General features: G+C 65.4%; 10 protein-coding genes. 8 read left to right on the forward strand and 2 right to left on the reverse strand.

Annotated features, from left to right (window positions below; genetic code table 11):
- The 7 genes from asnB (at position 1) to VH326_RS15415 (ending at position 9,574) form a co-directional block, all read left to right on the forward strand.
- Positions 1–1,917, forward strand: a complete 1,917-nt coding sequence (gene asnB / locus VH326_RS15385) for an asparagine synthase (glutamine-hydrolyzing) (protein WP_329632723.1) — start codon at positions 1–3, stop codon at positions 1,915–1,917.
- 14 nt (positions 1,918–1,931) lie between these two features.
- Positions 1,932–3,080, forward strand: coding sequence for a hypothetical protein (locus VH326_RS15390; protein WP_329632724.1), 1,149 nt, complete (start codon positions 1,932–1,934; stop codon positions 3,078–3,080).
- On the forward strand, positions 3,077–3,820 hold the full coding sequence (locus VH326_RS15395) for a class I SAM-dependent methyltransferase (protein ID WP_329632725.1): 744 nt from the start codon (positions 3,077–3,079) through the stop codon (positions 3,818–3,820). Before VH326_RS15390 ends, VH326_RS15395 begins: the two co-directional genes overlap by 4 nt.
- Positions 3,821–3,917: 97 nt before the next feature.
- A complete protein-coding gene (locus VH326_RS15400) occupies positions 3,918–5,351 on the forward strand; it encodes an O-antigen ligase family protein (RefSeq protein ID WP_329632726.1) in 1,434 nt (477 codons plus the stop codon).
- The gene (locus VH326_RS15405) at positions 5,329–6,084 is read left to right on the forward strand and encodes a polysaccharide biosynthesis/export family protein (RefSeq protein WP_329632727.1); all 756 of its coding nucleotides are present in this window, start codon (positions 5,329–5,331) and stop codon (positions 6,082–6,084) included. Before VH326_RS15400 ends, VH326_RS15405 begins: the two co-directional genes overlap by 23 nt.
- A 15-nt stretch (positions 6,085–6,099) precedes the next feature.
- Entirely contained in the window at positions 6,100–8,316 is a 2,217-nt protein-coding gene (locus tag VH326_RS15410) for a GumC family protein (RefSeq protein WP_329632728.1), read from the forward strand.
- 10 nt (positions 8,317–8,326) lie between these two features.
- Positions 8,327–9,574 carry a hypothetical protein gene (locus VH326_RS15415; protein ID WP_329632729.1) on the forward strand — a complete coding sequence of 416 codons (1,248 nt, stop codon included), beginning with the start codon at positions 8,327–8,329 and terminating at the stop codon, positions 9,572–9,574.
- Here VH326_RS15415 and VH326_RS15420 read toward each other — a convergent pair.
- Together VH326_RS15420 and VH326_RS15425 are read right to left on the reverse strand one after the other, a co-directional pair.
- Positions 9,557–10,276: a class I SAM-dependent methyltransferase gene (locus tag VH326_RS15420; protein WP_329632730.1), complete on the reverse strand. Its 720-nt coding sequence runs from the start codon at positions 10,274–10,276 to the stop codon at positions 9,557–9,559. The two genes, VH326_RS15415 and VH326_RS15420, sit on opposite strands and share 18 nt — an antisense overlap.
- Before the next feature lie 150 nt (positions 10,277–10,426).
- The gene (locus tag VH326_RS15425; protein WP_329632731.1) at positions 10,427–10,654 is read right to left on the reverse strand and encodes a hypothetical protein; all 228 of its coding nucleotides are present in this window, start codon (positions 10,652–10,654) and stop codon (positions 10,427–10,429) included.
- A 353-nt stretch (positions 10,655–11,007) separates the two neighbouring features.
- On the opposite strand from VH326_RS15425, the gene wecB reads away from it, so the two are divergent.
- Positions 11,008–12,141, forward strand: a complete 1,134-nt coding sequence (gene wecB / locus VH326_RS15430; RefSeq protein WP_329632732.1) for a non-hydrolyzing UDP-N-acetylglucosamine 2-epimerase — start codon at positions 11,008–11,010, stop codon at positions 12,139–12,141.
- The last annotated feature ends 1 nt before the right edge of the window (position 12,142 follow it).

A 12,142-nucleotide genomic window follows, 5' to 3' on the forward strand; every position in this document is an offset into this window, starting at 1 on the left:
ATGTGCGGCATTCTGGGCGTGGTGGCGAAACGGCCGATCGAGGTACCGCGGTATCGCGCCGCGCTCGACCTGCTCGCGCATCGCGGCCCCGACGGCGAGGGCGAGTGGCACGACGCCAGCGCCGGGATCTGGCTCGGGCATCGCCGCCTGTCGATCATCGACCTGAGCCATGCCGGCGACCAGCCGATGCTGTCCCCTGACGGACGCTTTGCCCTGATCTTCAACGGCGAAATCTACAATTATGTCGAGCTGAAGCGCGAACTGATCGCGCTCGGCGCAAGCTTCGTGTCGGAGAGCGATAGCGAAGTCATCATCGAGGGCTATCGAGTCTGGGGCCGGGACGTGCTCGCGCGCCTGAACGGTATGTTCGGACTGGCGCTGGTCGATCGCCAGGCGGGGACGATGCTGTGCGCGCGCGACCGTTTCGGCGAGAAGCCGTTCCTTTACGCCAAAGGCGACGGCTTCATCGCGTTCGGGTCCGAATACAAGGCACTGCTCGCGCTGCCCGGCGTAAGCCATGGCCATGACGAGTTGATGATCGTCACCGAGACATGCGCGCCGGGATCCTCCGCCGACCGCAATCGCCGGACGCCGTTCGACGCGATCGAGCAATTGCTGCCGGGCGAAGCGATGGAGGTGAGCCTCGCCACGCTCGCGACCGATACCTGGCGCTATTTCGATATCGACCTGACCAGGACGCGCGACTTTGCCGATCCGCGCGACGCGATGGCCGAATTCCGCGATCTGTTCGTCGATTCGGTGCGGATCCGCATGCGTTCCGACGTGCCGGTCGGGTCGTGCCTGTCGGGCGGGCTCGATTCGTCGGCGATCGTCGGCGTCGCGCGCCATTTGCTCGGGCCGGACGCGAAATATCACACCTTCACCGGGCGGTTTCCCGGCACGTCGGCCGACGAATGGCACTTCGCCGAGCTGGTGGTCAACCGCAGCCATGTCGTCAGCCACATCGTCGAACCGACCGTCGGGCGTTTCATGGCCGACCTGCCGCGCTTCATGTGGCACAGCGAGCTGCCGGTCGGATCGTCGAGCCAGTTCGCGCAATGGTGCGTGTTCCACCTGGCGAAAGAGCACGACGTCACCGTGCTGCTCGACGGCCAGGGCGCCGACGAGCTGCTCGGCGGGTACGAGCAGTATTTCGCGTTTTACATCGAAGCGCTCAAGGCACGTGGCGATACCGCCCGGCTGGCGCGCGAGCTCCCCGAGATCGAGCGGCGCTATCCCGCCGCGCTCGAAGGCGGCGCGGGAAAGGTGCGCTCGCAAATGCCGCAGCGTCTGCGCCACGCGTTGGCGCATCTGCTCAACCGCGGGTCCGACATGCGGTTCGGGCTCAAGAGCGGGTTCAGCGAGGCGGTGACCGATCACGCCGCGCGCGGGGAGCATGGCGGCGACGCGCTGCGCGACGCGTTGTACGAGGACACGTTCGAGCGTCACCTGACGACCCTGCTGCGCTACGGCGACCGTAATTCGATGGCGCATTCGCGCGAGGTTCGCTTGCCGTTCTGCGACCATCGCCTCGCCGAGCTGGCGCTGCAGATGCCACCAGAATTCCTGATGGGCGATGTCCAGACCAAGCGCCCGATCCGCGAGGCGTTGCGCGAATTCCTCCCCGAGGCGATCGCAACTCGCTGGAACAAGCAGGGGTTCCGCCCGCCGCAGGATCTGTGGTTCACCGATCCGGCCTTCCTCGAACTGATGCAGGACACGCTGACCTCGGCCTCGTTCCGGCAATCGGCGGTGTGGGACCAGCGCTGGTGGCTGAAGGTGCTCGACCGTATCCGCGGCGGTGAGCTCGAGCTCGGCTGGAAGCTATGGCAGCCGTTCATCCACGAAATGTGGAAGCAGCATTTCCTCGCGCCGGTGATCCGCACGGCGGCGGCCGTGGACCGGCTCGCCGCCTGATCCGCCGCGTTTACATGAACATCCTGCTGGTCAGCGGCACGCATCCGCGCACACCGCACATTTCGGGCGTTCGCGCGGGACGGTTTGCCGAAGAACTCGCGCGGCTCGGGCACCGCTGCGTGCTGCTCTGCCCGACCGTGCCGGGCGAGGCCGAGCAGATCGACTCGATCGCCGATCACGATTGGTCGATGCCCTATATCGCTGCCGTGACCGACCCCGCGCCGCCGGTGACGGCGGGCGCGTTCGCGCGGCTCGGCACCGCGATTCGCCTGTTGCGCCATGGCGGCAACCGCGTGGGTCTGTACCGCGCGATGCTGACGCGCTGGCGGCACCTCGCGCCCGGCTTCCCCGTCGACGCCGTCTGGACGACGTTCGGCAGCCTGGAGAGCGTGTTCGTCGCGCGGCGCATCGCGCGCGGCGCGAGCGCACCGTGGCTGCTCGACGTCAAGGACAACCCCGACATCTACGTTCCGCGGCTGCTGCGGCGCGCGCTGGCGTGGCGGCTGCGCGGGTTCGGCGCGCTCCAGAGCAACGCCGAACTCCACGCCGATGCCGCGACGCGCTGGCTCGGCCAGCCCGCCGAGCTGGTATATAGCGGGGTCGATTCCTGCTTCTTTCCCAAGGCGCCGCCGCCCCCGCGCCGCTACGTCACGTTGGTCGGCGCGCTGTATCATCGGCATTTGCTCGACGCATTCGTCGATGGCGTCGCGGCGTTCAACCGCAATGCCGCTTCCCCGATCGAGATCGTCCATCTCGGCGCGCAGATCGCGATGCTCGAAGAATCGGCGACGCGGCACGATGGCCACGTGCCGGTGTCGAGCCCCGGCTATGTCGCGCCCGCGCAAATGGCGGCAATCTGCCAGTCCGCGCTCGCCAATTGCTACGTGTTCTTCGGATGGGGCTTCCATCACAAATTGTTCGAGCTGCTCGCGTGCCGCCGCCCTGTGATCGCCTATGGCGGCGAATTGCGCGAAAGCCTGTCGGCCGCCGAGCGCCTTCACGCGCCGCTGCTGACACCAGACAGCCCCGCTTTGCTGCGCGCGGCACTCGAGGAAATCGACACGCCCGGTTATGCGATCGATCCGCGGTTGCCGCCGCGCTTCTTTACCTGGCCCGAACAAGCGGCGATGGTCGATGCCGCGATGAGGAGAATGACGGCATGACCGCCGAAACCGCCGATCTGACCACCAGTCAGCGCGTTGTGCGCCAATATTACGAGACCACGTCGTCGCGCGAATCGTTCACCCCGGCGATGATGGAGCGTCAGATCGTGACGCTCGAACGGCTGCTCGGCGATTGGGCGCCGCAAGAGGGCGAGGTGGTGGTCGACCTCGGTTCGGGCATGGGAGAAACGTGCGCGGCAGCGGTCGCACGCGGCGCCGCCAGCGTTACCGGGATCAACTTGAGCGCGAGCGAGAACGAGTTGGCGCGGAGCATCGTGCCTCAGGCGACCTTCGTCGAGGCGGATATCGTCGCCGGCCTCGCGGCATTGCCCGATGCCAGCGTCGACCGCATTACCGCGCTCAACATCCTCGAACATCTCGACAAGCAAGTGTTGGCGGCAACGCTCGACCAAGCCATGCGCGTGCTCAAGCCGGGCGGATCGCTGATCGCGATGACGCCCAACGCCGGCTCTCCGTTCGGCGCGATGACTCGCTATTGGGACATCACCCACGAGCTAGCCTTCACGCCGTCCGCCTTCATCCAGATCGGGCGGCTGTGCGGTTTCAGCAGGTTCGACTTTCGCGAATGCGGCCCACGCCCGCACGGCGTGGTGAGCGCGATTCGCTATGTGCTGTGGCAAGCGATCCGGCTGGGCATCAAGATACGGCTGATGATCGAGCTCGCCTCGACCAAGGGCGGGATTTACACCGCCGACATGCTCACCCGATTGACCAAGTAGGTCGCCCGCGCGCGATGGCTTGGCACCGTGACGCGCAGCCGCTAGTCGCGTACCGCGCGCAACCGATGTGCGCCTGACGGGGCCCGCCGAGCGACCGATGCCAAGTTTATTCCGCTCCAACCGGCCTCACACGCTCTACGCAGCGCTGATATTCCTGACCGTTGCCATCCTGTTCGGCGGCGCGTCGCGATACAATGTCGGGACGTCGATCGTTCCGCGGCTCGCCGGGCTTATCGCGCTGACCTACGTCATGTGGCGCCGGCATGGCTCGCCAATCCGGATCGAGCGCGCAGCTTTGATCTTTTGGGGGCTGGTGTTCGCGGTCCCGCTGATCCAGCTCGTGCCATTGCCCTGGGACATCTGGACCGCGCTTCCGGGGCGCGGACTGGCGCGCGATGTCTACACGGTGATCGGCGTGCATCCCTGGCTGCCGATCAGCCTGTCGCCAAGCCGAACGCTCGACTTCCTGCTCGCCTTGTTCGTGCCGCTCGCCGGCTACGTGCTCGGCGCGCATCTCGACTTCGCCGGCCGCGCAGTCATGCTGCGAGCGATCCTCATGCTCGCGGTGGTGAGCGCGATCCTCGGCCTCGGCCAATTGACCGCCGGCGCGGGCAGCCCGCTCTATTTCTACCATATTACCAACGATGATTCGAGCGTCGGCTTCTTCGCCAATGCCAATCATCTCGGGCTGTTTCTGGCGGGTGGGATCATCATCGCGCTGGCGTGGCTCGGCGATTCGATGGCGACGACCGGCCGCATCGTCGTGCCAGCCGTAGTCGCGGCAGCGCTGGCGATCGTCGTTCTGCTGTTCGGCATCGCCGGTACCAGCTCGCGCGCGGGCGCGATCTTTTCAGTGATCGCCTTGGTCGGCGGCTTGGCGATGCTGCCGCTCGAGCGCGTGGGACTGAAGCGTCGTTACGTGATGGGTGGGGCCGCGATCGTCATGGTGGGGCTGGCCACCGGGCTCGGACTGGTGCTCAGCGGCACCCTCTTGTCGGGCCGGTTCGCGCTCGATGAGGGCACGCAGGAGCGGATCGGGCTGCTACCGCAGTTCGGGCGCGTGATCCGCGATTTCTTTCCATTCGGGTCGGGGCTGGGAAGTTTCGAGCCGGTGTTCAAAAGCTACGAGCAAGCGCAATCGCTCAGCTTCGGCTATTGGAACCAGGCGCATCAGGATTATGCGCAGGTCGCGATCGAGGCTGGCCTCGTCGGGATCGCGCTGATCGCTGCGTTCGTCGTCTGGTACGTCCTTCGCGTAGTCGGAATCTGGCGAAACGGCGATCCGTCGTCGCGCGTACGGCGGCAACAGATCACCGCGGCCTTGTTCATGCTACTGGTGATGCTCCACAGCGCGGGCGACTATCCGATCCGGACGGGCGCGATCGCTGCCGTCTTTGCATTCCTGGCCGCTTGCCTGACGGCGCCGCAGGAAAGTCGCACGGCGCGCGAGCGCCGTTCGCGCCCGAGATTTGGGGACAAGGCTTTTCCGGGCTATGACGAGCAACAGGATGTGGTACCGGGCATCGAGTAACGTCGCGGCAACGCGGCGCAAGGAGGCGCGTATTTACGGCAGGATTATCGCAATCGGCGCACTGGCCGGGTTGCTGGGCGGTTGCGGCACGAACTTCAAGCCTGAGGCCGCATCGGCGGCGGCAGTTCAGACCTCGTTGCCTGCGCCGTCGATCACCGACATGACTCGCGACCAGGCGGACTATCGCATCGGGCCGCTCGACAAGCTTTCGGTGACGGTGTTCGGCGTCGCCGACTTGACGACCAACGGTACGGTCGACGGCGCGGGCAATTTCTCGATGCCGCTTGTCGGCCAGATCGCCGCGGTTGGGGAAACGCCTTCGTCGTTCGCGCGCAAGATCGAGGCCGCGCTTGGCGGGCGCTACGTAAAAAATCCGCAAGTCAGCGTCGCCGTGACCGAGGCGGTGAGCCAACTCGTCACCGTCGAAGGCAGTGTCAACAGGCCCGGCCAATACCCCGTGGTCGGCCGCTCCACGTTGATCCGCATGCTCGCTCTGGCGGGCGGCACCAGCGACTATGCGTCGCTGCGCGAGGCGATCGTATTTCGGACGGTCGGCGGCCAGCGCATGGTCGCGCGCTTCGACATCAGGGACATTCGCGGCGCGCGCGCGCCCGACCCGGAAGTGTACGGCAATGACGTGATCGTCATCGGCGAAAGCGCGGGCAAGCGCCTGTTTCACGATATTCTGACCGCGGCCCCGCTCGCGGGCATCTTCTATCAGATTGTAAGGTAGGGTTTTTCCCGAGTCATGAACGACCTCCCGCTCGACATCAGCAGCCGCGGCGCGACCCCGGAAGGGTCGAACCTTGCGCTTGAGCAGTTCCTTCAGCAGCAGGACACCGAAAGCGCGCTGACTCAGTATATCCAGGTGCTGGTCCGCCAGCGCTGGATCGTGCTGGCGATCATCGCCGCCGGCATCTTCGCCGCGCTGTTCATCAACGCGACCACCGTCAAGCTCTATCGCTCGACCGCGTCGCTGGAGATTGCCCGCGAAGCCGCCCGCGTCGTCAACGTCGATGACACCGCGCCCAAAAGCGCCGCAATGTCGAACGAATTCTACCAGACGCAATACGGGTTGCTGCGCAGCCGTGCCTTGGCCGAACAGACCGTCGCAAGCCTGCGTCTCGCAGATAACGTCAAGTTTCTCTACGGCTATGGCGGCGGCAAGGTTCCCGCCAATGCGTTGACGGGCGACCGTCGCCGGCGCGAACTCGCCGCCGCCGGCCAGTTGATGGCGCATCTGACGGTCGAACCCGTTCGCGGATCGAGCCTCGTCTCGCTCAGCTTCGACAGTCCCGATCCCGATCTGTCGGCGGCGATCGTCAATGCGCTCGCCAAGAACTTCATAACCTCCAATCTCGACCGCCGATTCCAGGCATCGGCCTACGCGCGACAATTCCTGCAACAGCAGATCGAAGCCACACGGCAGAAGCTCGAAGCATCCGAACGCGCGCTGGTCGCTTATGCGGGTCAGCAACGCATCATCGACTATGAGGGCGGCGGGGTCGACAAGAACGGCGCGCCGACGCCGGGCCAATCGGTCGAATCGACCGATCTTCGCGCGCTCAACGACGCGCTCAACGCCGCCAAGATCGATCGCGCCCAAGCGGAGGCGCGGTATCAACAGGCGGCACGCAGCGCCGGACTCAACGCCCCAGAGAGCCTGGCCGACAACACGATCAATCAGCTTCGTTCGCAACGCGCCGAACTCCAGGGCGAATATCAACGGCTGTCGGCGACGTTCCGCCCGGATTACCCGCAGATGGTCGCGCTACGCCAGCAAATCGCCGAGATCGAGAAGCAGCTCGGCCGCCAAGGGTCGGTGGTCCTCGATTCGCTACGCTCCGCCTATCAGGCGGCGGCACAACGCCAGAACGACCTGCAACGTCAGGTCGATACCCTCAAGAACAGCGTCATCAATCTGCGCGGCCGCAGCGTGCAATACCAGACGCTGCAGCGCGATGCGGACACCAATCGCGCACTCTACGACGCGCTGCTCCAGCGGTATAAGGAAATCGGCATCGCCGGCGGTGTCGGAACCAACAACGTGTCGATCGTCGACGCCGGCCTCCCGCAGCGGGGCCCCGTAACTCCGCGCACGACGATGAACCTGCTGCTCGGGCTGTTGCTCGGCGCGCTGATCGGCGCTGCGGTGGCATTCATGCTCGAACAGCTCGACGAATCGATCATCGCGCCGCACGACCTCGAACGAAAGCTCGGCGTGCCGCTGCTCGGCAGCGTCCCGCGCGTGCCCGATTCGGACGTCTCGCTCGACTTGCTCGAAGACAGCAAGAACCCGCTGGCCGAGGCCTATCTGTCGCTCCAGACGGCGCTTCGCCTGACCACGAGCAAGGGCGCGCCGCGCGTGCTGTTCGTGACCAGCTCGCGTCCGTCCGAAGGCAAGTCGACCACGGCGATGGCGGTGGCGCGCAACTTCGCCGCGCTGGGCCGCAAGACGATCCTGATCGACGCCGATTTGCGCAACCCGTCGGTGCACAAGATGCTCGGCTTCGCCAACGCCGCCGGGCTGACCAACATCCTCGCCGGCGCCGAGGACATGAGCAGCTTCATCCGTCCCGGGCCGGTCGAGCGACTGTCGATCATGAGCTCGGGGCCGATCCCGCCCAACCCGGCCGAATTGCTTGCCGGGCCCAATCTGCCGCGAACCTTCGAACGGTTGCTCGAGACCTACGACCATATCGTGGTCGACGGCCCGCCGGTGCTGGGTCTTGCCGACGCGCCGCTGATCGCCAGCTATGCCGAGGCGACGATGTTCGTGATCGCGGCCAAGAACACGCACACGCGCACCGCGCGCGTGTCGCTGCGCCGTCTCGCCGACGTCCACGCCAACATTCTGGGCGCCGTGCTCACCAAGTTCGACGCCAAGAAGGTTGGCTACGACTATGGCTACAATTACGAATATGGCGAGAAGAGGATCGGGTTCCTGAAACGCGCGACCGGCTGAGGCGGCCGCCGTGAAGATGATCACGATCCGGCGCGGGACGTGGGCGGCGCGGACGGCGATGCTCGCGCTGCTGATCGTCGGCGGATCGTTCACGCTTCGGTCGGGACTGGCCTTCTTCCTGGCGACGCCGGTCACGGCCGAACTCGCGCTGCGGATCGATCCGACCAACTCCGACGCGATGAGCATGCGCGCGGACGAATGGCTCAAGACGGTGCAGATGGGCGACGAAGCCGCGCAGCTCACCGCCTTCAGCAAGCGGACGCTCGAACGATCGCCTTACGAGGTCGTCGCGCTCCGCGATATCGGGTTCATCACCGCGGCCAACGATGACGAGCCCGGGGCTGCGAAGCTGCTGTCGCTGGCGGCGCGGCTGAGCCTTCGCGACTATCTGACGCATGCCTGGCTGCTGAGCTACCGCTTCCGCACCGGCCAGACCGCGGCGGCCGTGCACGAGGCGGATATCGTGCTGCGCCAGCAGGTCGAGAACTGGGATCTCGTCTTGCCGGCGTTGGTCACGCTGACCCGCGACATCCGCGTCGTCGAACCGCTGGCGCAAACGCTCGCCACCGGACCGTATTGGCGTGGAACGTTCCTGCAAAAACTAGGTACGATCAACCCGAACCCCGCCGCGACCTTCGCCCTGTTCAAGCGATTGGCCGACTTGGGCGCACCGGCGACCAGCGGCGAGCTCGAATCCTATTTTGTCGTGGCCGGGCCAAAGATGGCACCCGGTACGCTCTTTGCACAGTGGTTGGCACTTCTGCCGCCCGACGCCAGATCGGCCGGGCGCGGACTGCTCCGCGACGGCGATTTTGCCGGTTTGGATGCGCCGCCGCCGTTCGGCTGGCGACTTTACCCGCACGAGTCGGTTTATGCCGAACGCGTGACGGGCCCGGCCGGAATGGGCAATTCGCTCTTCGTTTCGTTTTCCGGCGACAAGGAAACCGTGTTCGCCGACCAGGAACTGGTGCTCGCGCCGGGCCACTACCGGCTCTCCGGGCGGGCTTATGCCGAGGATGCGGTCGACAAGACCGTGTTTCGCTGGGCACTGGTGTGCATGACGCCCGGGCATCAAGCCGCGCTTGGCCAAGTGCCGATAGCACCCGCCCCCGGTCGGTTGACGACATATGCGATGGAGTTCGACGTGCCGACGGGGTGCGATCAACAGCAGCTCGCGTTGATCGGCGAGTCGATCGGCGACACGTTCGACACGCCCGCCGTCTATGTCGATGGACTGGAGCTACGCCGAATCCGCTGACCTGGCGGCGCGCGCAGCGACGATCGCGAACATCGTCTTGCGGCGCCGCCGCGATCCGGCAATCCAACGCAGCGCGCGGGGCAGCGGCGGCTCGGCATAATAGACCATGTCCAGCACGCTCAGCCCGATCCCCTGCAGCGTATCGCGAACTTGGGCTGCCGATGGTACGTGGCGAACGTGGCGATAATAACGGGGGCGCCGTGTCAGGCGATACGCCAGCCGCTCGAGCCGGCGATAGCGCGACCGCCCGTTGGGCAAGGAGACGATTATCCGCCCATCGTGGCGTAGCAACGCTGCCAGCCGCGCGAGTTCGACCGCCAGATCCGGCAGATATTCGAGCACGCTCGAACACAGGACAAGATCGTATCCTCCGGCGCGATCGGAAAGCGATTCGAACAGCACGACGTCGAAGGAGACGTTTTTGACGCCTCGCGCCGCAGCGGTCTCGCGCGCCAGTTCGATCATCCGGGGGCTGCCGTCGATCCCCTCGACGCTGGCGACGATCTTCGCCGCTTCGAACGATAGCGTACCGGCGCCGCAGCCTGCATCGATCGCCCGATCGCCGGGTCGCGCATAGCGCGCGATCAAGCCGCCCCACGTGCGAAGGCGATCGCGAAAACCGGCCGACCGTTCATAGCCGTCGCGAAACGACGGCGCGATCGAATCGTGCCACGATATTGCCGTTTCCTCGGTGTCGCTCATCGTTCTCGCTCGCCCGAGCCGCCGCGCAGGCGGTAAGGACCGAAGCAGCAGACGGTCGCCACGCACGCCTGCCCGGCCACAAGCCTGCACCAATAAAAAAGCGCGCGATCCGAAGATCGCGCGCCCAATAGAATTTCTGATCTTATCGGATCACGGGCTCTTCGGCTTCGAGTCGCCCGAGGTCGCGGCGATGATGCCGGCGATGATTGCGAGCAACGCGAGAATGCCGACCACCGCACCCGTGCCGTGAATGTGATTCGCGTTCTGAGCGTCGGCGCCAGCACGAACGGTGCTGACCTTGGCCATGACACTGCCCTTTGCAGGCGCGGATTGCGCCATCGCAGGCGACGCCGCAAGCGCCACCGAAGCAAGCGCCACTACAGCGGACTTAAACAGCACCATTAGCAAACTCCCTTGGTTATTCGTTCCAATTTCCCCGCGCTTGCCACACAAACGCGCCGACTGTCAACCATATCACCGAGCGTTTCAGGGTCGATTTCGCGTTCCCTTTTATCCGGCAGCCAGCCAACATCATCGCCAACGCAAGAGCGAGTCAATCGTTGCACAAAATGCGTTTTGACGAGCGATTTTGCGTTCGAGCGATGCAATGGCGCCACAGCGTTAACGTCTCGTGACTCGACGGCATCGCTGCTGTCGGTCGCCTGCCGCGCCAAGCGGATCGTCGCGACAAAGCCCTTGTATGACGGTCGTCAATCCGGGAAAGGGCGGCGATGCCCTCGCCCGCCCGCCCACGTATCCTGATCGTGTTCGGCACACGGCCCGAGGCGATCAAGCTGTTCCCGCTCGTCCATGCGCTACGCCGTACCGATACGGATGTGCGCGTCTGCGTCACCGGCCAGCATCGCGAGATGTTGGACCAGGTTCTTGAAATCGCGCAGATTACGCCGGACTACGACCTCAACTTAATGCTGCCCAACCAGTCGCTCGACGCGCTGACCGCGCGGCTGCTGAGCGAGCTCGGCGCGGTGATGGATCAGGATCGGCCCGATCGAGTCATCGTCCAGGGCGATACGGCGACCGCGATGGTCGGCGCGCTCGCTGCCTATTACCGCAAGCTGCCGGTGGGCCATGTCGAAGCGGGCTTGCGCAGCGGCAACATCTATCATCCCTGGCCCGAGGAAGTGAACCGCAAGATTGTCGGCAGCATCGCCGACCAGCATTTCGCCCCGACCGACACCGCTCGCGATGCGCTGACCGCCGAAAACGTGCCCGCCGATCGCATTTACGTGACCGGCAACACCGTGATCGACGCGCTGATGAAAACCCGCGCGCGAGTCGATTCGGACCCGTCGCTCGCTTCGGTCGTCGCGCCGATCGCGGCGCGGTTCGCCGGCAAGCGCATTGTTGCAGTAACGACACACCGACGTGAAAATTTCGGCGGTGGTCTCGAATCGGTCGCGCACGCGGTGCGGCGGCTCGCCGCGCGGCCCGATGTCGCGGTGATCTTCCCGGTTCATCCGAATCCCAACGTCCGCGCGCCAATGGTCGAAGTGCTGGGTGGGACCGACAACGTCGCGCTGATCGACCCGCTCGACTATCCCAATTTCGTCCGGCTGCTGTCGTTGTCCTACTTCGTGATGACCGACAGCGGCGGCGTGCAGGAAGAAGCGCCCGCGCTTGCCAAGCCGGTCCTGGTAATGCGCGAGACGACCGAACGTCCGGAAGGAGTCGCGGCCGGCACGGCGAAGCTCGTCGGCAATGACGAGGAGACCATCGTTACCGAAGCTTCACGCCTTCTCGACGATAAGACCGCCTATGAAGCCATGGCCCGCGCCCACAACCCTTTCGGAGACGGCAAGAGCAGCGAGCGAATCGCCCGCATCATTGTCGAATCGTTCGCCTGAC

The organism is Sphingomonas sp. (assembly GCF_036269755.1).
Lineage (GTDB): Bacteria > Pseudomonadota > Alphaproteobacteria > Sphingomonadales > Sphingomonadaceae > Sphingomonas.

Coding starts and splice junctions, on each gene's coding strand:
- asnB (WP_329632723.1), top strand. CDS start 1: ATGTGCGGCATTCTGGGCGTGGTGGCGAAACGGCCGATCGAGGTACCG.
- VH326_RS15390 (WP_329632724.1), top strand. CDS start 1,932: ATGAACATCCTGCTGGTCAGCGGCACGCATCCGCGCACACCGCACATT.
- VH326_RS15395 (WP_329632725.1), top strand. CDS start 3,077: ATGACCGCCGAAACCGCCGATCTGACCACCAGTCAGCGCGTTGTGCGC.
- VH326_RS15400 (WP_329632726.1), top strand. CDS start 3,918: ATGCCAAGTTTATTCCGCTCCAACCGGCCTCACACGCTCTACGCAGCG.
- VH326_RS15405 (WP_329632727.1), top strand. CDS start 5,329: ATGTGGTACCGGGCATCGAGTAACGTCGCGGCAACGCGGCGCAAGGAG.
- VH326_RS15410 (WP_329632728.1), top strand. CDS start 6,100: ATGAACGACCTCCCGCTCGACATCAGCAGCCGCGGCGCGACCCCGGAA.
- VH326_RS15420 (WP_329632730.1), bottom strand. CDS start 10,276: ATGAGCGACACCGAGGAAACGGCAATATCGTGGCACGATTCGATCGCG.
- wecB (WP_329632732.1), top strand. CDS start 11,008: ATGCCCTCGCCCGCCCGCCCACGTATCCTGATCGTGTTCGGCACACGG.